The organism is Streptomyces sp. NPDC001536 (assembly GCF_042894505.1).
In the GTDB taxonomy this organism is placed as follows: Bacteria; Actinomycetota; Actinomycetes; order Streptomycetales; family Streptomycetaceae; genus Streptomyces.
The window spans coordinates 262,737-281,274 of the sequence record NZ_JBIAVQ010000005.1 but is presented as its reverse complement, the minus strand read 5'-3'; the positions used below and the strand labels follow the sequence as shown (position 1 = coordinate 281,274).

18 protein-coding genes are annotated in these 18,538 nt (G+C 72.4%); 7 read left to right on the top strand and 11 right to left on the bottom strand.

Annotated features, from left to right (window positions below; genetic code table 11):
- Positions 1-11 precede the first annotated feature (11 nt).
- Positions 12-911: an endonuclease/exonuclease/phosphatase family protein gene (locus tag ACFY0U_RS16770; protein WP_388635856.1), complete on the bottom strand. Its 900-nt coding sequence runs from the start codon at positions 909-911 to the stop codon at positions 12-14.
- Between the two features lie 125 nt (positions 912-1,036).
- Here ACFY0U_RS16770 and ACFY0U_RS16765 point away from each other — a divergent pair, with 125 nt between their 5' ends.
- From ACFY0U_RS16765 to ACFY0U_RS16755, 3 genes are all read left to right on the top strand, one after another.
- Positions 1,037-2,407 carry an amidohydrolase gene (locus ACFY0U_RS16765; RefSeq protein WP_388635854.1) on the top strand — a complete coding sequence of 457 codons (1,371 nt, stop codon included), beginning with the start codon at positions 1,037-1,039 and terminating at the stop codon, positions 2,405-2,407.
- A gap of 78 nt (positions 2,408-2,485) precedes the next feature.
- Positions 2,486-3,175: a DUF899 domain-containing protein gene (locus ACFY0U_RS16760; protein WP_388635852.1), complete on the top strand. Its 690-nt coding sequence runs from the start codon at positions 2,486-2,488 to the stop codon at positions 3,173-3,175.
- A gap of 155 nt (positions 3,176-3,330) precedes the next feature.
- Entirely contained in the window at positions 3,331-3,513 is a 183-nt protein-coding gene (locus ACFY0U_RS16755) for a hypothetical protein (RefSeq protein WP_388635850.1), read from the top strand.
- A 3-nt stretch (positions 3,514-3,516) separates the two neighbouring features.
- On the opposite strand, the gene ACFY0U_RS16750 is transcribed toward ACFY0U_RS16755, so the two are convergent.
- From ACFY0U_RS16750 to ACFY0U_RS16740, 3 genes are all read right to left on the bottom strand, one after another.
- Positions 3,517-5,448 (bottom strand): ABC transporter ATP-binding protein, encoded by a 1,932-nt coding sequence (locus tag ACFY0U_RS16750; protein WP_388635848.1) that lies wholly within the window; start codon positions 5,446-5,448, stop codon positions 3,517-3,519.
- A gap of 313 nt (positions 5,449-5,761) precedes the next feature.
- Positions 5,762-6,205, bottom strand: a complete 444-nt coding sequence (locus ACFY0U_RS16745; protein WP_388635846.1) for a hypothetical protein — start codon at positions 6,203-6,205, stop codon at positions 5,762-5,764.
- Complete coding sequence (locus ACFY0U_RS16740) at positions 6,196-6,951, bottom strand: ATP-binding protein (RefSeq protein ID WP_388635844.1); 756 nt, start codon at positions 6,949-6,951, stop codon at positions 6,196-6,198. The genes ACFY0U_RS16745 and ACFY0U_RS16740 overlap by 10 nt, the downstream gene beginning before the upstream one ends.
- Positions 6,952-7,191: 240 nt before the next feature.
- On the opposite strand from ACFY0U_RS16740, the gene ACFY0U_RS16735 reads away from it, so the two are divergent.
- From ACFY0U_RS16735 to ACFY0U_RS16725, 3 genes are read left to right on the top strand one after another with little or no spacing between them, the layout of a single operon-like run.
- A complete protein-coding gene (locus ACFY0U_RS16735) occupies positions 7,192-8,052 on the top strand; it encodes a helix-turn-helix transcriptional regulator (protein WP_266828601.1) in 861 nt (286 codons plus the stop codon).
- On the top strand, positions 8,053-8,307 hold the full coding sequence (locus ACFY0U_RS16730) for a DUF397 domain-containing protein (RefSeq protein WP_266828603.1): 255 nt from the start codon (positions 8,053-8,055) through the stop codon (positions 8,305-8,307). It begins immediately after the preceding gene.
- 31 nt (positions 8,308-8,338) lie between these two features.
- Positions 8,339-9,127 carry an SAM-dependent methyltransferase gene (locus ACFY0U_RS16725; RefSeq protein ID WP_388635841.1) on the top strand — a complete coding sequence of 263 codons (789 nt, stop codon included), beginning with the start codon at positions 8,339-8,341 and terminating at the stop codon, positions 9,125-9,127.
- A 27-nt stretch (positions 9,128-9,154) separates the two neighbouring features.
- Here ACFY0U_RS16725 and ACFY0U_RS16720 read toward each other — a convergent pair whose 3' ends face one another.
- From ACFY0U_RS16720 to ACFY0U_RS16705, 4 genes are all read right to left on the bottom strand, one after another.
- The gene (locus tag ACFY0U_RS16720) at positions 9,155-9,859 is read right to left on the bottom strand and encodes a tyrosine-protein phosphatase (RefSeq protein ID WP_388635839.1); all 705 of its coding nucleotides are present in this window, start codon (positions 9,857-9,859) and stop codon (positions 9,155-9,157) included.
- A 105-nt stretch (positions 9,860-9,964) separates the two neighbouring features.
- A complete protein-coding gene (locus ACFY0U_RS16715) occupies positions 9,965-10,876 on the bottom strand; it encodes a hypothetical protein (protein ID WP_388635837.1) in 912 nt (303 codons plus the stop codon).
- Positions 10,873-13,053 (bottom strand): PEP/pyruvate-binding domain-containing protein, encoded by a 2,181-nt coding sequence (locus tag ACFY0U_RS16710; protein ID WP_388635835.1) that lies wholly within the window; start codon positions 13,051-13,053, stop codon positions 10,873-10,875. Before ACFY0U_RS16710 ends, ACFY0U_RS16715 begins: the two co-directional genes overlap by 4 nt.
- Before the next feature lie 278 nt (positions 13,054-13,331).
- Positions 13,332-14,795, bottom strand: coding sequence for a PLP-dependent aminotransferase family protein (locus tag ACFY0U_RS16705; RefSeq protein ID WP_388635833.1), 1,464 nt, complete (start codon positions 14,793-14,795; stop codon positions 13,332-13,334).
- A 47-nt stretch (positions 14,796-14,842) separates the two neighbouring features.
- Between ACFY0U_RS16705 and ACFY0U_RS16700 the strand changes: the two genes are divergently transcribed.
- The gene (locus ACFY0U_RS16700) at positions 14,843-15,319 is read left to right on the top strand and encodes a carboxymuconolactone decarboxylase family protein (protein WP_388635831.1); all 477 of its coding nucleotides are present in this window, start codon (positions 14,843-14,845) and stop codon (positions 15,317-15,319) included.
- Between the two features lie 95 nt (positions 15,320-15,414).
- Here ACFY0U_RS16700 and ACFY0U_RS16695 read toward each other — a convergent pair whose 3' ends face one another.
- The 3 genes from ACFY0U_RS16695 to ACFY0U_RS16685 form a co-directional block, all read right to left on the bottom strand.
- Positions 15,415-16,902 (bottom strand): glutamate synthase subunit beta, encoded by a 1,488-nt coding sequence (locus ACFY0U_RS16695; protein WP_388635829.1) that lies wholly within the window; start codon positions 16,900-16,902, stop codon positions 15,415-15,417.
- Positions 16,903-17,059: 157 nt separating this feature from the next.
- Complete coding sequence (locus ACFY0U_RS16690) at positions 17,060-17,539, bottom strand: DUF1772 domain-containing protein (protein ID WP_388635827.1); 480 nt, start codon at positions 17,537-17,539, stop codon at positions 17,060-17,062.
- A gap of 274 nt (positions 17,540-17,813) precedes the next feature.
- The gene (locus ACFY0U_RS16685; RefSeq protein ID WP_388635825.1) at positions 17,814-18,515 is read right to left on the bottom strand and encodes a DUF2293 domain-containing protein; all 702 of its coding nucleotides are present in this window, start codon (positions 18,513-18,515) and stop codon (positions 17,814-17,816) included.
- Positions 18,516-18,538 lie beyond the last annotated feature (23 nt).

Genomic DNA, 18,538 nt, shown 5'->3' with positions numbered 1-18,538 from the left:
AGGGGCGCGGGTTACCCCACCCGCACCCACACCGGAGCGTGATCCGACCCCGCCACCCCACCCGGCAGCCCCGTCCCCGCGGCCGTCACCCGCCGCACCAGCCGATGACTCAGCAGCAAGTGGTCGATCAACTCCCGCCGCCCGGAGTTGACACGGGAGAAGCGCTGCTCGGCCGGGATCTTCGAAGCCACGTTCCACAGCCGCACCGCATCGCCCCCGTCCGGCCGGTCGAAGCCGGGCGTGCCGAGTTCGGAGCCGGGCGGGCCGAGCAGGATCTGGGTGGTCGCCGCCTGGACCTCGTCGTTGAGATCGCCCAGCACGACCACGTCCCGCTCGCGGCCGTCACCGTCCAGCAGCTCGTCGGCCAGCCCCCGCAGCGACGTCGCCTCCGCCGCCCGCCGGTACAGGGCGTACGCACCGAACCGGGCCCGCTCGCCCTCGTCGCGCGGATGGAACCGGCCGCCCGGATACGACAGCAGCTTCGACTTGAGGTGGCACACCGCCGCCCGCAGCGGCCCGCCCTCCGCGGCCGCCTCCACCGCCAGGAAGCCGCGGCCCGCCTCCGCCACCGTGAGCCCCTTGTCGTCGGCCTGCACCGGGTGCAGCTTCGCCGGGAACCCGTTCGTGTCGTGCAGCACCTCGAACGGTATGCGGCTGAGGAAGCCGACCCGGATGCCCCGGCTGTCCGCGTGCCGGGAGAGCGCGGTGTGCCAGCCGCCGCCCAGCATGCCGACCAGGTCCCGCAGGGCTTCCGGCTCCCCGACCTCCTGTACGCCCAGCAGGGTCGGATCGAGCTCCGTGATCACCTCGGCCAGAGCGGCCAGCTTCGTCTCGTACGCCGCCTTGTCCTTGGGGCCGAACGGGCCGCCGGGCCGGTAGAGGTTCTCCAGGTTCCAGGTGCCGATGAGCATGCCGGTCCCCCTTCCAGATGCTGTGGTGAGGCCAGGGTGCTCGTCCGGCCGACCTCACGACAGAGTCGGGACAGGATGCGCGGTTCGGCTCACGCGGGGCGAGGACGCCGTCGTACGTTGGCGTGATGACCGACTCTCCCGCCGACCTCGTCATCACCGGATGCACCGTCCTCGTGCACGACGATCAGGAGCGCATCGGGTTCGAGGAGAACGCCACGATCGTCGTACGAGACGGAGTCATCGAGTCCGTCACGACCTCCCGCGAAACGCCGCCCGCCCCGGGCCCCGAAAGCCCGCCGGCCGCCGAACACATCGACGCCCGGGGGCAGATCGCCCTCCCCGGACTCGTCAACTGCCACACCCACGCCCCGATGGTCGCCCTGCGCGGTGTCGCCGAGGACCTGCCCACGGAGGAGTGGTTCAACGACGTCGTCTGGCCGATCGAGTCCAACCTCACCGCGAAGGACGTGGAGTTGGGCGCGCGGCTCGCCTGCGCCGAGATGATCCGCGCCGGGGTCACCTGCTTCGCCGACCACTACTTCTCGATGGACGCCGTCGCCTCCGTCGTCGAGGAGTGCGGGATGCGCGCCCATCTCGGCGAGGCCTACTTCTCCTCCCAGGGTCCCCAAGGGCGGGAGAAGTCACTGGAGTTCGCGCTACGACACCGAGGCGCCGCCGGTGGCCGCATCACCACCGCCCTCGCCCCGCACGCCCCCTACACCGTCGACGACACCGACCTCGCCGCCACCGCCGCACTCGCCCGCGAGCACGGTCTGCCCGTCCATCTGCACGCCTCCGAGAACCGCGACCAGGCGGAGACCAGCCTCGAACGCCACGGCGTCACCCCCATCGAGGTCCTGGCGCGCACCGGCATCCTCGACGCAGACGTCCTGATCGCCCACGGCACCGGCATCCTCGACCGCGACCTGCCCGTGTTCGCCGCTGCCTCAGGCCGCGTGTCGGTCGCCACCGCACCCCGCGGCTACCTCAAGTTCGCCTGGCCCACCACCACACCCGTACGCGCCCTGCACGACCTCGGCATCCCCGTCGGACTCGCCACGGACGGCGCCGCCTCCAACAACTCCCTCGACGTATGGGAGTCGATGGCGCTCACCGCCCTCGTCCAGAAGTCCACGACCGGCGACCCGCGGTGGCTGACCTCCCGCCAGGCCCTGCACCACGCCACGCTCCAGAGCGCCCGCGCGGTCGGACTCGGCGACACCCTCGGCACCCTCGCCCCCGGCCGGCGCGCCGACATCGTCCTCGTCGACCTCACCGGCCCGCACACCCAGCCCGTCCACGACCTCGCCGCCACCCTCGTGCACAGCGCCCGCTCCTCCGACGTCCGCACGACGATCGTCGACGGCCGGATCCTGATGCGCGACCGCGCGCTGCTGACCATCGACGTGGCCGAAGTCGTCCGGGAGTTGGGGGAGCGGCTGCCGGCCCTCCTCGACCGCAGCCACGGCAAGCGCATCCAGGACTACGACACATAAGAATTCTCCGTTGCAGCGATGAGTTCCGCCCGCGCCCGCGGTCACCACCCTGAACGGACCGTCGCAGCAGGAGGAGCCATGTCGCTTCCGGAGGTCGTCTCGCGTGCGCAGTGGCGCGCGGCACGCGAAGAATTGCTGGTCAAGGAGAAGGCGGCCACACGCGCGCGTGACGCGCTCAACGCCGAGCGGCGCGGACTGCCGATGGTGGCGGTCGACACGGAGTACGTCTTCGAGGGCGGCGACGGGAAGGCCACCTTGCTCGACCTGTTCGAGGGCCGGGACCAACTCGTCGTCTACCACTTCATGTTCGCGCCCGAATGGGACGCGGGCTGCCGCAGCTGTTCGGCGTTCCTGGACCAGATCGGACATCTCGCGCATCTGAAGGCGCGCGGGACGGCCTTCGCTGCCGTGTCCAGGGCGCCGTACACCAGGATCCTGCCGTTCAAGGCGCGGATGGGATGGACCGTGCCCTGGTACTCGTCGTACGGCAGCGACTTCAACCATGACTTCGAGGTGACCCTGGAGCACGAGGGGGAGCCCTTCGAGCGGCCGGGGATCAGCTGCTTCCTGCGGGACCGCGACCGGGTCTTCCACACCTACTCGACGTACGAACGAGGTCTGGACGGACTCGGCTCCACGACCAGCCTCCTGGACCTCACCGCGCTGGGCCGGCAGGAGGAGTGGGAGGAACCGAAGGGGCGCGCGTCGGCGCTGGGGGCGCCTGCGGGGAGTGAGCGCGTTCGCTATCACGATGAGTACCAGGAATGACACGAACAGTAAGGGAAGTGACCGTTCGGTAACCGAATTCTCACGCTGCGCGCTGAACGCGTGTCAACTACGTCTCAGTCCCGCAACTCAGCGAGCCGTTCAGGCCCTCCAGAGCGTTAACTCCTAAAAGAACGACGCTGTATCGGAGGTGCAGGATGGTGAACGGGCGGACCGTGCTCGAGCGCTTTCCCGCAGGTGGGCCGCGAGGCTCGTGGCCGGCGGAGGAGTTCGCGCACGCGCGACGACTTGAAGGACTGCCCGCGGAGGTCGTGATGGACCTCGCGACGGACACGTTCCTGGTGATCGTGCGCAGCGGCGAGGCCACCGCCGTGGCGTGAGCGTCAGCTCGCCTTCGGCGCGGTGAACTGATCCGCCTGGAGCGAGTACAGCTCCGCGTAGACGCCGCCGGTGGCCAGCAACTCCTCCGGAGTGCCCGACTCCACGAGCCGGCCCTGCTCCAGGACGTGCACCAGATCCGCGTGGCGCACGGACGCCAGCCGGTGGGTGATCAGGACCACCGTCTGTCCCGTGCCCGCCAGGGCGCGGATCTTCTCGAAGACCTCCAGCTCGGCCCGGGCGTCCAGGGCCGCCGTCGGCTCGTCCACGATCAGGATGCGGCCGCGGCGGTATGCGGCCCGGGCGATGCCGAGCCGTTGCCACTGCCCGCCCGACAGCTCGTGCCCGCCGCTGAAGTGGCGGGCCAGCAGAGTGTCCAGACCGCGCGGCAGATCGGCCACCACCTCCTGGGCCCCGGCCTCGGCGACCGCGTCGGCCAGCCGTTCCTCGGTCAGGGGCGCGCCCGAGCGGCCCACCGCCACATTGACCTTGGCGGTGAACGGCCACCGCTTGAAGTCCTGCGCCACCATCGCGATCCGCTCGGCGAGCAGGCGCCGGTCCGCGCCGGCCGCGTCCACGCCGTCCCACAGGATCCGGCCCCGGTCGGGTGTGTAGAGACCGGAGAGCAGCTTCACCAGGGTCGTCTTGCCTGAGCCGTTCTCACCGACGAGCGCGACGATCCGGCCGAGGGGGAGCGCCAGGGTGATGTCGTCGAGGGCGGGCCGGGTGGACTCACCCGGATAGCTGAACGTGACGTTCTCGAATCGGATCTCCCGGGGATCCTCGGGCAGCTCCTGCCCGCCGACCGGGATCGCCCGCTTCTCCGCCTCGACGTACAGCCGCTGCAGATCGCCCACGAACAGGGCTTCCTGGTGGAGCTGGTTCACCTCCAGGACGAGGCTGTCGAGGCTGGAGGAGCCGGAGCGGATCGCGATCACGGCCGTGCCCGCGACGGAGAGCGCCATGGCCCCGGCGAGCAGCAGACCGCCGAGTGTCGCGTACGTCGCCACCGTCGCGATCCCGGTCCAGGAGGCCGCGATGAGTCCCGTACGGGCCGCGAGCCGGGCCAGCCGGGCCTGTTCCGCCTCCGCGACCTCCGACATCGCACGGTAGTGGTGGAGCAGGAAGGGGCCGACGCCGTGCAGCCGGATCTCCGGCGCGGACTCGGGTTCGGTGAGCAGCCCGCTGAGGAGATGGCCGGCGCGGGCGTGCTGCACCCAGGTGTGGAAGGACTCGTAACGCCGGCGCGCGACGGTCAGGGCGCTCCAGGCGCTGGGCAGGGTCATCGTCACCAGCAGCGGGAGCAGGGCGGGGTGCAGCACGGTCAGGACACCGGCGGCGGCGATGAGGGAGATCGCCGCGTTCATGACCCGGGTGGCGTAGGCGATCATGCGGCGGGCGGAGGTGGCGCCGTACTGGGCGGTGTCCAGCAGCTTGTGGAAGGCGTGGTCCTCGATGGCGGCCAGCTCCACGGCCGCCGCCCGCTCCAGATACCGCTCGGTGGCGACGCGCTCGACCTTGGGTTCGAGGCGGCCGGTGGCGTACGTGGACGCGGCCCGCAGCAGCGCGGAGACCAGCATGACGCAGGCCATGGCGACGAGCGCGGGAACGGCACCGCGCAAGCGCTCCTCGATCGATCCGCCGCCCATCAGCCGCCCCAGCACGCTGTTCACGGCCAGCAGACTCACCGCCTGCGCCAGACCCCGGCCCGCCTCGGCACCGAGCACGACCCGCGCGGCCTTGCGGTCCGCCTGCCAGGCCAGCCGGAAACTGAGCGCGAGCAGCGCCGGCAGCTGGCGCACCATGGCCCGGAAGCTCAGCTGCAACCGGGCGTCGGAGTGGCTGTTCCAGCCCGTGTCGTACCGCAGGGGCCCGCCGAAGAGCAGCCGCTCCGACTCGGACAGCTCAGGCTCCCTGACATCCCGTTTCTTCCTCACCGTCGACCTCCCCCGCTCGTGGACGGAGGGCCACTATCGCGGGAGGGGGGTGCCGGTGGGAGGGCGCAGACGCGGGTGCGGGGACGCGCGGGCGTACGCCGTGGGGGGCTCGGCCCCAGGGTGGTTGCGCAGGTGGGCTCGGGCCTCGGGTGTCTGCCGCAGCGGCCCGCGCCCCGATGCGCGCTTGCGCCGCCCTGCCTTGCGCCGTCGCGACGGAGCCATACGGCGATCCGCGGCCCCGACTGCCTCGGCGACTCCCGGGGCCCGCGCCCCAGGGCGCGGCCCTCGGCCCCTTCGGCCAACCGTCGGAGACCTACGCGCTGATCGGCCGCGACCAGGTCGGCGTGGTCCCCGTGACCCGGCACAGCGCCAGATACAGCGGGATCGGCGGGGTGTACGGAAGCTTGCCCTCGGGGCGGTGGATCAGGTCGGGGGCCACCGGCGCGTCCGGAACGATCGCGCCGGTGGCGTACTGGGCGGGTGCGGGCCACTCCAGGGCGTAGTCGGAGTCCGACGGGACGAGCCACCACCAGTGCGTCTCATCGGCGTAGACGCACCCCACACGAGGCAGCCGGGGCATGAGCAGCGGGCCGAAGCGGGCGGGCATGGCCACCGCGTCGCAGCCCAGGGGGGTGGTCATCCCGTCGGGGACAGGGAGGCGGCGGGGTGCGGCCGTCGGGGTGTGCAGGCCGCGCCGGAGGCGGACCAGCGTGTCCAGGGTCAGTACCTTGCCGCCGGTCGCGGGCCTCACAGCCATGGACCCCCCGTCCCGTGATGCCGCGCCGTTCCGTCGTGTCTTGCCGTTCTGTCGTGCCGCACCGGCCCGTCGTGCCGCACTGGTCCCTCGTGCCGCGCCGGTCCCTCGTGTCTCGCCGGCCCGTCGTGCCGCGCCGGCCCACCGTGTCGTGCGTCCGCCTCGTCGTGATCGCCGCCCGAGCCGCCGGCGGGGCCGGGCTTGGGGCGGGCTCCCCAGCCCAGGTCGTTACAGGGGCCGCAGTCGTGGCGCGGGGTGTCGGCCTTGCGGGGCAGCTCCGCCCAGACCAGCAGGCCGGGGCCGTGCTCATGCGCTCCCCAGGCGTGACAGAGGGCGTCGACGAGAAGCAATCCCCTCCCGTGCTCCTCCTCGCCCCGCTGCGCCACGGACGGATGAACCTCACTCGGCGCGCAGCCCTCGTCGCGCACGGCTATTCGCACCAGCTCGTCGCCGTCGTGCAGCTCGCACACGATGTGGCTGCTCGCCGTGTGCACGATCGCGTTGGTGACCAGCTCGGTGACCACCAGGGCCGCCGAATCGCAGATGTCCTCGCAGACCGACCAGCCGTTCAGCCGAGCCCGCGTCAGCCGTCTGGCCTGGGCGGGAGAACCCGGATGGGCGGCCAGCTCAAATCGGAACCGGCGCTCGGCAGCGGCCCCACCAGGGGTTACTCCCGGAGCAGCGCCGAGGCTGTGGGGGCCTGCGGCGGCGTCTGTTCCTAAGGGCGGGGACGGAATCACGCTTGCCACTATCGCCCCGCCGTGAACACTTGGCAAGTGTCACTCTGAAAATTGCAGAGTGCTGTGTGACGGTCTGGAAGGCCGTGGCACACTGCTCGCAACAAGCATGTCGAGCGGCGCCAGTTGAGATCACCGGAGATCCGACCAGGTCTTCGAATAGGTCTTCGAATGGCGCCGTCGGCCTGCCAGGATTCTTTTGCACGGGTTTTTACGGGTCTTCGGACCTCAGGGACGTCCAGGAGGTGGAGGGTGAGCGAGCCGCGGTCCGCGCCGACGGTCGGCCAGGTCGTCCTCGGCCGGCGCCTGCTGGACCTGCGCGAACGCGCCGGTCTCAAGCGCGAGGAGGCCGCCCGCGTCCTGCGCGTCGCCCCCGCCACGGTCCGCCGGATGGAGATGGCCGAGGTCGGCCTCAAGATCCCCTACCTCCAGCTGCTCCTGAAGTCCTACGGCGTCTCCGAGGAGGAGGCCGACGCCTTCGTGGAGCTGGCCGAGGAGGCCAACAAACCCGGCTGGTGGCAGCGGTTCCACGACATCCTGCCCGGCTGGTTCTCGATGTACGTCAGCCTTGAGGGCGCCGCCGGCCTCATCCGGTCCTACGACCCCCACTTCCTGCCCGGACTGCTCCAGACCGAGGAGTACGCCCGCGGCGTCCTGAAGTCCGGGGCCATCGGCCAGACCAGCCCGGACGACATCGAACGGCACGTCGCACTGCGAGTACAACGCCAGGAACTGCTCACCCGTCCCGACGCGCCCCGGTTCTGGGCCGTCGTGGACGAGACCGCGCTGCGCCGCCCCGTCGGCGGCCCGGAGGTGATGCGTGCCCAGATCGACAAGCTGCTCGAGGCCACGAAGCTGCCCAACGTGACCCTCCAGGTCGCCCCGTTCGCCAACGGGCCGCACCCCGGCACGTACGGGCCCTTCGTGCTGTTCCGATTCGCCGTGCCGGAGCTTCCGGACATGGTTTACAGCGAGTACCTGACCGGCGCCGTCTATCTCGACGCGCGTCCCGAGGTGGCGACCCATCTCGAGGTCATGGACCGCATGGCGGCGCAGGCCGCTACGGCACATCGCACGAAGGAGATCCTCCGGGATCTCCGCAAGGAGCTGTGAATGGATCGCATCAAGCCGCGCATACCGGTCTACAACGGCATGCCCGCGCGGGAGTTGGGCAGCGAAGGCTGGCACAAGCCGTGGAGCGGCGGCAACGGCGGCAACTGCCTGGAGGCGATGAAGCTGGCCGACGGACGGATCGCCGTCCGTCAGTCCACGGATCCGGACGGTCCGGCGCTGATCTACACCAGCGACGAGATGACGGCCTTCATCGAGGGCGCCAAGGCGGGGGAGGCGGACTTCCTGCTGTCGTGACGTGTTGCTGTGACATAGGCATGCTTAAGCAATGGTTGAGATCGACACCGGCAGACCCCACCCCGCCCGGATGTACGACTGGTACCTCGGCGGCACTCACAACTACCCGGTAGACGAGGCGATGGGCCGGCAGATGCTGGCCCTCGATCCCAGAGTTCCGGTCATGGCCCGGGTCAACCGGGCCTTCATGCACAGGTCCACGAACTGGCTTGCCCAGCAAGGGATCCGCCAGTTCCTGGACATCGGCAGTGGCATACCCACCGAGCCCAACCTCCATCAGATCGCGCAGCGGATCGCGCCCGACGCACGCGTCGTCTACTGCGACCACGACCCGACCGTCCTCGCCCACGCGGCGGATCTGCTCCGCGGCACGGACGAGGGCGTGACGGAGTACCTCCAGGCCGATTTCCGTGACACGGACGCCATCGTGAAGGGCGCGCGGAAGGTCCTGGACCTCGACCGCCCCGTCGCGCTGTCCCTCGTAGCCCTGCTGCATTTCGTCCCGGACGAGGACGGCGCGTACGAACTGGTCGAGCGGCTGCTCACCCGACTCCCTACCGGCAGCTACCTGGTGGCCAGCCACGCGACCGCCGACTTCACCCCGGAGGAGTCGAAGGCGGCCACCGAGAAACTCAAGGCCGCCGGTGTCACGCTGGCGTTGCGCTCCCGCGAGGAGTTCGCCCGCTTCTTCGACGGCCTGGAACTCGTCGAACCCGGCGTCGAGGTGCCCCAGTTGTGGCATCCCGAACTGGGGGAGCCGGTGCCGGGGCAGGACGACGGGGTGATTCCCGGGTACGGGGCGGTGGCCCGCAAGCCGTGAGGAGGCGACCGGAGCGCCGTGCGGTGACTAGAACCAGGACGCGATGCGCCGTGGCGCGTCCACCAGCCGGCTGACCGCCACCACCGGCAGCGGCGGCTGCGCCGCCGTGTGCCGGCTGAGGTTCAGCCCGTAGTAGATCTGCTCGATCGACGGCGGTCCGACCGCGAGATTGCGCCGGACCGCCGCAGCGGACGACTCCTCCCCGGTCTGCACGAGATAGGCCGCCGCCATCGTGCCCGTACGGCCGACTCCCGCACCGCAGTGCACGAACACCGGCCCGGACGAATCGGCGACGATGTCCAGGAGCCGCCGCACCTGCTCGGGCCTCGGCGTCTGACCGTCCCGGATCGGCAGTCGTACGACATCCAGGCCCGCGTCGGCCGGCCCGGCGAGCTGATGCGCGCTGAGGTCCTCGGCGCGCAGGTCGACGACCGTGGTGAAGCCCATGGCCGCCAGCGTCCGGTACCCGGCCGGGGAGGGTGCGGCGCCGCGCCACAGGTGGCCCGAGGTGTCGACCGGCTGGAAGTTGTGGACGCCCTGCACGGTGCGGGTCCCGGCCGGTGCCGGGGTCTCCTCGCGCATCCAGTACGACACGGCCAGGATGCCTCCGGCGCCGGCCGCCCACAGGACGGCGTAACCGAGGAGGAGGGCAAGGAGGATCCGCACGGTGCGGCGCCGGAGCGGGCGCTGGGGGGCGGCAGGGCGGGGGAGGGCGGTGCTGAGAACAGCCATGAGCGACCAGAGGGATGAGGGGACGCAGGCGCCTTCGCAGCGTAACCCGAGGTCCTCTTGGCCGTCTTGTCCGTGTACACGGGCAAATGTGTCCTTCGCGGCCGATCAGTCGTCGTCCGCGTCCCCCATGCCCACCACCGTGAGGTGGGCGCGCTCCAGGGTCGCGTCCTCCAGACAGCCGCGCAGCCGCATACGGTCGTGCTCGGTGAGAGCGGGGTGGACGACGCCTGCGAAGAGACCGTTCCCCAGGTCACCGAGGCTGGCGTTGCGCAGCGGTACGGAGGTGGAGTCCCGGCAGCGCTCCCAGACCTGCTGTGCGGCCAGGGACCGGCGTGCGGCCGTCGTGTCCGGCCCGCGCAGGTCGACCTGGACGAGCACCGATGTGGCCTTGCTCTCGTTCGCCTTCTCCTCCCTGGTCTGGGTGAGGTCGGCGAGGCCCACGACCAGCGCGCCGAGCAGCGCGGCGCCGACGACCCCGACGGTGACGAGACGCGCGGTGCCGCCCCGCGAGCGGCGGGCGGCCGGCGACGGCAGGTCCTCCAGGTCGTCCGGCGAGGCCGGGTCGGGTGCGGTGAGGAGGGCCAGCCGCCCGGCGAGCCGCCGCTCGGCGGGACGGGCCGTGGCCGAGGCGACGCGCTGCACCACCCAGGCGAGCCCGGACAGCAGCACACCGGTGACCATGAGCACCGGCACGAAGACATACGCCCGGTCCGCCGGGTCCTCCAGCCACCGGAACCGGGTCTCCTCCCGTTCCACGGCCGGCTGCCTCAGCCGGGCCAGCGCGTCCTCCTGCCGTGCCGCCAGCTCCCGCTGCCGCAGGTCGGACGCGCTCAGCCGCTCCTCGATACGGGTCAGCCGCCCCAGCATCACGATGCCGAGCAGCAGCACCTCGACGACCAGCAGCAGAACGCCCATCAGCATGGCCCGCTGCCACTGCCACCGGTACAGATAGACGACGAGGTACGTCCCGGCCCCGGCCGCGGCCAGGCCTCCGAAGACGTACGCGATCCTCCTCATGGCGCGTCTCCCGGGCGTACGTCCCCGGCGGTCCCGTCGACGGTGAGGCGGGAGCCGACAGGGAAGCGGTGCACGGCGTCCGTCGCCCCCACGACGGCGGGGAGCTCGAACTCCCGTGCCAGCACCGCGAGATGGGACAAGGGGCTGCCGGTCTGGGCGACCAGTCCGGTGAGACCGGGCAGCAGCGGGGCGAGCGCGGGATCGAGGGTCCGTACGACGAGCACCGCGTCCTCGGGCCGCGGCCCCGCCCCGTCCCAGACGGTCCCGACGGCCCGCCCACCGGACACCCCGCGCATACCGTCGCGGTTCCCGCCGCTCCGCTCGGCGACGACACCTCCGGCCTCCGTCAACCGGAACGCGTCCGGCAGCGGCGCCGACTCGCCCTGCGGCATCCGCGCGCCGAGATCGGCGGGCAGCGGCGCGCCGTGCAGCGCCGCGGCCAGCTCCCGCCACCGCAACAGCCCGACCTGCTCCGCGTCGAGCCCGAGCCGCCGCGCCGCCTCCCGCACGAGCCGCACCTGGAGCTCCTGCACCCAGCGGATGCGGAGGCGGAGGGATTCTCGGGGTGGGAGGGAGGTGGTGGGAGTGGTGGGGGTGTGGTGCGGAGGCTCCGACGGGATCGGGGGTTCCGACGGGACGAGGGGCTCCGACGGGATGTTCTCGGCCGCGTCCGGCACGCGGGATCTCGGCATGGCCTGCTCCGAGTCGCCGGTCACGTCCGCCGGTGCCGGGAGCCGCCCCCGCTCGCGCAGACTCGGTGAGGTGAGCGCCAGGACCACCGGGTCCTCGGCGATCACCCGCTCGTCGGGCACGCCACGCGCGCGTGCCTTCTCCAGGGTTGTCAGCGCCGTGCCCGCCGCCGTGCGGCTCTTCGGGGGCTCCTTGAGGAGCGCTCCCGCGAGGGCCTCCTGGGCGTGCAGGGAGACCAGGGTCCTGCGGGTCCAGCGGACCTCCGCGACCAGGGCGGACACGGGGAGCGCGGACAGCCGCGGTATCTCGGCGAGGCGACGGTCGACGTCCGCCACGAGGTCCGTGGCCAGACCCGGCAGCGCCGCGGAGAGGCGGCCCACCCGCCAGGCGGCGCCCAGCCTGCGGGCCCCCGGCGCCGGGTTGAGCAGCGCCAGCCACCGGTGCCGCGGACCGACGGCGCCGAGCAGCCGCAGGTCCGCCGCGGCCCGCCCGCCGACCGTCGTGACCACCGGCACCGTCCGCAGCAGCCGCCGCGGCGCGCTCCCGCCGATGTCGAGCGCGGCGGCGAGCCCGCGGGCCATCGGCGCCACCCACAGGTCCTCCTCCAGCGGCGCCAGCTGCTGGGGCAGCGTCTCCGCCACCGGACCGGGCCCGAGCAGCCGTGCCCCGTGCGGCGGCCGTGCCGCCATGGCCGTGATCGGACGGCTCTGGAACAGCCACAGCCGCCCGTCCCCGTCGAACCCGAACTCGATGTCCTGAGGCCCGCCGAAGATCCGCCGGGCCCGTCGCGCGAGCCGTGCCAGGCGCGCCAGCTCGGAGCGGGTGAGCAGCGAACCGGCCTCGGAAGGCTCCGTCCGCAGCAGCCGTCCCCGCCCGCTCAGCCAGTAGTTGGTGCCCGCCTGTTCGCCGCTGACCAGCGCGTCGGGACCGCCCCGCACCGCGCTCACCAGCATCCGGTCGGTCCGCCCCTCGACAGGGTCGGCACCGAACATGACCCCGCCGACCCGCGCCGCGAGCATCGGCTGCACGAGCACCGCCATCGGCGCCGTGGCCCCGTCGGGCCGTACCGCGGAATCGAGCACGGTCCGCACCGCCGTACGGAAGTCCTGCCAGCCCCGTACGTCCAGGACGGAGGCGAACTGGCCCGCCAGGGACGACTCCGCCGTGTCCTCCTGGGGCGAGGAGGACCGTACGACGAGCGGGCGCGCGCCGCCGTCGGAGAGCTCCTGCCAGGCGTGCCGCAGGGCGTCCGGGTCGTCGCGTCCTTCGTGAGGGATCACGAAGCCGGGGAGCACCGGCAGCCCCGCACCGGCCGCGCGGGCGAGGTTCGCGGCCTTGGAGCCGGCGCTGCCGGGCAGCGCGGCTCCGGGACGGTCGAGTGGGATGGTGGCCGGGGCATGGGCGTCGACCAGACCGAGGGCCACCTCGCCCCGGGGCCGGTCCCCGTCGCGTGCACCTTCTCCGTGACGTTCGTCGAGCGTCGTCATCGCTCACCCTCCAGGACCGGCCGCCAACAGGGGGGACGCGCGGGGGTGGCCCTGCGCCTGACGGCGGAACGAAGGATGGGGCGAGCCGCTGCCGATCCCACCGGGGGTCCGACGGCAGCACACCTCCTGCTGCAATGATCCCACCGCTGTTGGTTTCCATGTCGGTCGGAAGCCACTTTTCGGACGCATGGAGAGGAATTACGAGCACCGTAGGAGAGCGCCCGGGGCGCGCTCCTCCGCGGGCAGTACGCCGCGCCTCCTCCGGGGGAAGGAGACCCTCAGCGCGCCGCGGGGGGCAGCACTCGGCACAGGGCGTCCAGTGCCGCGCCGTACGCGTGCTCGGAGGGCGTCGCGTATCCGACGACGAGCCCGTCGTGCGCCGGCATCGCGCCTTGGGACGGCTCCGTTGCCCCCGTTGCCTCTGGTGCTTCCGGGTGCCGGAACTCCGCGAGGCCGTCCAGCGCGATGCCCGCCCAGGTGGCCGCCTTCACCGCGGACCGCTCGGTGCCGGGCGGCAGCCGCAGCACCGCGTGCAGTCCGGCCGCGACCCCGGTCACCTCGATGTGCGGCGCGTGCTCGGCCAGCGCCGCGACCAGGCGGTCACGGCGGCTCCGGTACCGCTGCCGCATGCGCCGCACATGACGGTCGTACGACCCCGACGACAGGAAGTCGGCGAGGCTCAGCTGGTCGAGGACGCTCGCCCAGGCCTCCCGCTCGCCCTTGGCCGCGAGCACGGCGTCGACGTACCGCTCCGGCAGCACCATCCACCCCAGCCGCAGCGCGGGCGACAGGCTCTTGCTGACCGAGCCGACGAAGATCACCCGCTCCGGGTCGAGGCCCTGGACCGCGCCGACGGGCTTGCGGTCGTAACGGAACTCCCCGTCGTAGTCGTCCTCCAGCACCACCCCGCCACGCGCGCGTGCCCAGTCGACGACGGCCGCCCGCCGCTCGGCGTGCAGCGGTCCGCCGGTCGGGAACTGGTGCGCGGGCGTGAGCAGCACGGCGCGCTCCCGCGTCAGCAGGCTCACGTCGGCGCCGTGCTCGTCCAGGGGGAGCGGTACGGTCCGGACGCCCGCGTCGGCGAGGAGTTCGCGATGGAAGGGCAGACCGTACGCCTCGACGGCCACGGTGCCGCGCAGGACCGGCGTCCGGGACAGCAGCCGCAGCGCGTGCGCGAAGCCGGAGCAGATCACGATCCGGCCCGGCTCGGTGCGCACACCACGCGCGCGTGCCAGGTACTCCGTGAGCGCCTCCCGCAGCTCCACGCGGCCGGCGGGGTCGCCGGGGCCGAACACCTCGTGGGGCGCCTGCTGAAGGGCCCGCCGATAAGAGGCCAGCCAGGCGGTGCGCGGGAACGTCGACGCGTCCGGGGTGCCCTGGCGCAGGTCGTGCCGGGGGCCACGCGCGCGTGGAGGCGTTTTCACGGGTACGCGCGCGTGCTTCGGGCTCGGACGCAGTGACTCGGTCCGTTCGGCGACCCGCGTCCCCGAGCCCTGGCGGGCGGTGAGCCAGCCCTCCGCGACGAGCTCGGCATAGGCGTCGGCCACCGTGTTGCGGGCCACGCCCAGGTCGGCGGCGAGCGAGCGGTACGGCGGCAGCCGGGTGCCGGGGGTGAGCCGGCCACCGCGTACGGCCTCCCGCAGGGCATCGATGAGAGCGGCCCGTCTGCTGCCCGGTCCGGAGAGCTCCAGGTGCAGGTCGGAGCCGATCCGCTCCGCCGAATTGACCCACGATTTCGCCATGGAAATGCACCCTACAGCGGGTCTATCGGCCCCGTAGGTTAAGGGACATGACGACGAACACGACCACCGCCGCCGCTCCCCGCCTCGACTTCGCCAAGTCCGCCCCGAAGGTCTTCCGCGCCCTCATCGGCTTCGACGCCGCCGCCCGCGCGGGCCTGGACCCGGCCCTGGTCGAACTGATCCAGATCCGCGCCTCGCATCTCAACCACTGCGCCTACTGCCTCCACATGCACACCAACGACGCCCGCAAGGCCGGCGAGAGCGAGGACCGCCTCCACATGGTCCCCGTCTGGCGCGAGGCCCGTCACTTCTTCACGGACAAGGAGCAGGCGGCCCTGGCCCTGACCGAGGCGGTCACGCTCGTGGCCGACGGAGGCGTCCCGGACGAGGTGTACGCCGAGGCTGCGGCCCGCTTCGAGGAGGAGGAACTGGCGCAGGTGCTCGGTCTGATCTTCGCCATCAACACCTGGAACAGGGTGGCCCTGGCGACGAAGAAGGTGGCGGGGACGGACGAGCGGGTCTGAACGAGGGGAGGGGGCGGCGAGCGACCACGACGGGGCTTCCCGGCGGTGCTTCCCGGCGGTGCCGGGCTCGCCGTAGCCGTCCCGGTCCGGCTCGGCTACACCGTCATCGGCCGGTCGTACGGCCCGATCGGCGCCGGCAGTCGCGAACTCCCCGTCAGATGGCGGTCGACCGCCGCCGCCACCGCCCGTCCCTCCGCGATCGCCCACACGATGAGCGACTGCCCCCGGGCGGCATCCCCCGCGGCGAACACCCCGGGAACGCTCGTCGCGAAGTCGGCGTCCCGGGTGATCGTGCCGCGGGGCTCCATCGCCAGCCCCAGCTGATCCACGAGCCCGTCCTCCCGGTCCGGCCCCGAGAAGCCGAGGGCGAGCAGGACGAGGTCGGCGGGGAGCGTCCGCCCGGTGCCCGACACCGGACGCCGTTCCGCGTCGACCTCGACCAGATGCAGCGACCGCACCTGCCCGTCCACGTCGCCGGTGAAGCGGAGCGTGGACGCCGCGAACAGCCGCGCGTCCGCGTCCGCCGCCGGCGCGGTCCGGAGGTCGCCGGCCTCCTCGTGCGCGGCCGACAGCCGGTAGATCTTCGGATACGTCGGCCAGGGCTCGGCATCCTCGTCGCGCTCGGCGCCCGGCTGGGCGTAGATGTCCAACTGGCTGACGGACGCGGCCCCTTCGCGCACCGCAGTCCCCAGACAGTCGGCCCCCGTGTCACCGCCACCGACGATGACGACATGCTTCCCGGCGGCGGACATCGGGGAGCTCTCCAGGTCCCCCTCGCACACCCGGTTGGCCAGCGGCAGATACTCCATCGCCTGGTGGATCCCCGCCAACTCCCGCCCTGGCACGGACAGTTCGCGCCACGCCGTGGCCCCGGTCGCGATCACCAGCGCGTCGTAACGGGCCCGCAGCTCAGCCGCCCCGATGTCCCGCCCGACCGCCGTCGACGTGCGGAACTTCGTGCCCTCGGCCCGCATCTGCTCGATCCGCCGCTCAAGATGGTGCTTCTCCATCTTGAACTCGGGGATGCCGTAGCGCATCAGCCCGCCGAGGCGGTCGTCCTTCTCGTACACCGCGACCGTGTGTCCCGCCCGGGTCAGCTGCTGTGCCGCCGCGAGCCCGGTCGGCCCCGACCCGATCACCGCGACCGTGCGCCCGGACAGCCGGTCCGGCGGCCGCGGTGGCGCGAACCCCAGCTCCCAGGCCCGGTCGGCGATCGCGACCTCGACGTTCTTGATGGTGACTGCGGGCTGGTTGATGGCGAGCACACACCCGGCCTCGCAGGGCGCCGGGCACAACCGGCCCGTGAACTCGGGGAAGTTGTTCGTGGCGTGCAGCCGGTCGGCGGCCTGCCGCCAGTCGTCCCGGCTGACCAGGTCGTTCCACTCGGGGATCAGATTGCCCAGCGGACACGCCTCGTGGCAGAAGGGGATGCCGCAGTCCATACAGCGGTCGGCCTGCTGGTTGATGATGGGCAGCAACGCCCCGGGGACGTACACCTCGTCCCAGTCCCTGACCCGCTCCTCGACGGGCCGGCGGGGCCAGTCCTGGCGAGGGGTGGTCATGAATCCCTTGGGATCGGCCATGGCCGTCTTCCTTGCGTGGGCGTCGACGGGCCGTGCGTCATCGGGCGGCACCCTTTCGGCCACGATACGTCCCGTCGGCCACTCGCGCAGGGGGGAAGGCAGGGCGGGGGACAGCGCTTTCCGGCAGCTCCGCGGAGCTGCCCCCGTGCCCGCGCCGCTACGTGAGGGCCAGCACGTACGACACCGCCGCGGCACCCGAGGCGACCATGCGGACGTGGTTCCAGACCGTCCACTCGCGCACGTATTCCGGCCAGTACGTGGCCGCTTCGGCCGTTCCCGCGTCCAGCCCCATCAACGTGTCGTTGCGCGGAACGTTCGCGACCATCGTCACCCCGAACGAGCCGAACAGATACAGCGCGCTGCCCAGCAGCAGCTCCACCGTCCCCTCGTCCGGCCACAGCACGAACGTCACCACCGCGATCACCGCGCACAGCACCGCCGACCCGGCGAACACGAGCATGAACGCGGGCCGCAGCGCGGTCACGTTGATCGCCTTCATCGCGGCGACGCCCTGCGCCGGCGGCAGCGCGGCGAGCCCCTTCATCACGAAGGTCGAGAAGGCGCAGAAGACCCCGGCCACCAGACCGGTCCCGAGCACACCCAGCACCGTCAGTACGAAGTACGGTCCCTCGATCATGTCGTCAACTCCCGCATCGAGCCGAGATCCTGCCCGGCACCAACCGTCACCACAAGTGAATTCCCGTACGGGAAGGGTCACCATGGCCGAGCGCCGCGGACGCATACGCGAGCGTCCAAGGACGAGAACCTCCCCGGCCGCCGCCCTCCGCATGACCGGTCGCCTCCCGGGCACGGTGGCACGGCCTCGCGGCACGGTGGTACGGCCTGGCGGCGCGGTGGTACGGCCTGGCGGCGTGGTAGCCCGACGGTGCCGTAGGGCCGCGGCCTCGCCCTCAACCGGCCTCGGCCTCGGCCTCCGCCGCCTGCCATCCGCCCAGCACGCTCTCCACGCCCGCCGCGATCCGCCTGCGCGCCTCGTGCCGAGGCACCCCGCTCATCAGCAACTGGTCGTACGGCGTGTCCAGATGCCGTACGGACGCCACGACCGCCGAGACCACCGCCCCCTCGGACAACGCCCGCCCCGCCGCACTCCGCCCCACCCGCCCGCTGCCCCGCACCGAGGCATGCGCCGCGATCCCCTGCGCCCGCTCCACCGGGCAGCCGGGAAACAGCCGCCGTATCTCCGCCGCGAACGCGTCCGTGAACCGCACGTCCTCCGTCGCCCGTCGCCGCGCGTCCCGCAGCCTGCGCCGCCGCCGTGCCTCGGCGTCCGCGAGACACCGCACCTCCGCCCGCGCGAGCGCCTCCTCCTCGACGAGCACGCCCTGCCGCTCATATCTCGACCTGCGCCGGTTGAACCGTACGACCACCGCCGACAGCGCGCTCTCCTCCCGCGCCCGGCGCGTCAGCGCGGTGTCACCGCGCGGCAGGAACACCAGATGCCCGAGGTCGGCGCAGTCCAGACACCGCGGCGCGCCGTCCTCCAGCATCAGCAGCGACAACGGCCCGCCCCGGCACTCGGCGCACTGCTTCCGCTTCAAGGGCTGGACGACGAGAAGCCCGGTGCGGCGCGGGGGAGTGGCGAGACGAGACATACCGGGTTCATTCCCGCGAGCGG

Excerpts from the sequence above, each read along its gene's own strand:
- ACFY0U_RS16770 (WP_388635856.1), bottom strand. The coding sequence starts at position 911 with ATGCTCATCGGCACCTGGAACCTGGAGAACCTCTACCGGCCCGGCGGC.
- ACFY0U_RS16765 (WP_388635854.1), top strand. The coding sequence starts at position 1,037 with ATGACCGACTCTCCCGCCGACCTCGTCATCACCGGATGCACCGTCCTC.
- ACFY0U_RS16760 (WP_388635852.1), top strand. The coding sequence starts at position 2,486 with ATGTCGCTTCCGGAGGTCGTCTCGCGTGCGCAGTGGCGCGCGGCACGC.
- ACFY0U_RS16755 (WP_388635850.1), top strand. The coding sequence starts at position 3,331 with ATGGTGAACGGGCGGACCGTGCTCGAGCGCTTTCCCGCAGGTGGGCCG.
- ACFY0U_RS16745 (WP_388635846.1), bottom strand. The coding sequence starts at position 6,205 with ATGGCTGTGAGGCCCGCGACCGGCGGCAAGGTACTGACCCTGGACACG.
- ACFY0U_RS16730 (WP_266828603.1), top strand. The coding sequence starts at position 8,053 with ATGGATCGCATCAAGCCGCGCATACCGGTCTACAACGGCATGCCCGCG.
- ACFY0U_RS16725 (WP_388635841.1), top strand. The coding sequence starts at position 8,339 with ATGGTTGAGATCGACACCGGCAGACCCCACCCCGCCCGGATGTACGAC.
- ACFY0U_RS16720 (WP_388635839.1), bottom strand. The coding sequence starts at position 9,859 with ATGGCTGTTCTCAGCACCGCCCTCCCCCGCCCTGCCGCCCCCCAGCGC.
- ACFY0U_RS16715 (WP_388635837.1), bottom strand. The coding sequence starts at position 10,876 with ATGAGGAGGATCGCGTACGTCTTCGGAGGCCTGGCCGCGGCCGGGGCC.
- ACFY0U_RS16710 (WP_388635835.1), bottom strand. The coding sequence starts at position 13,053 with ATGACGACGCTCGACGAACGTCACGGAGAAGGTGCACGCGACGGGGAC.
- ACFY0U_RS16705 (WP_388635833.1), bottom strand. The coding sequence starts at position 14,795 with ATGGCGAAATCGTGGGTCAATTCGGCGGAGCGGATCGGCTCCGACCTG.
- ACFY0U_RS16700 (WP_388635831.1), top strand. The coding sequence starts at position 14,843 with ATGACGACGAACACGACCACCGCCGCCGCTCCCCGCCTCGACTTCGCC.
- ACFY0U_RS16695 (WP_388635829.1), bottom strand. The coding sequence starts at position 16,902 with ATGGCCGATCCCAAGGGATTCATGACCACCCCTCGCCAGGACTGGCCC.
- ACFY0U_RS16690 (WP_388635827.1), bottom strand. The coding sequence starts at position 17,539 with ATGATCGAGGGACCGTACTTCGTACTGACGGTGCTGGGTGTGCTCGGG.
- ACFY0U_RS16685 (WP_388635825.1), bottom strand. The coding sequence starts at position 18,515 with ATGTCTCGTCTCGCCACTCCCCCGCGCCGCACCGGGCTTCTCGTCGTC.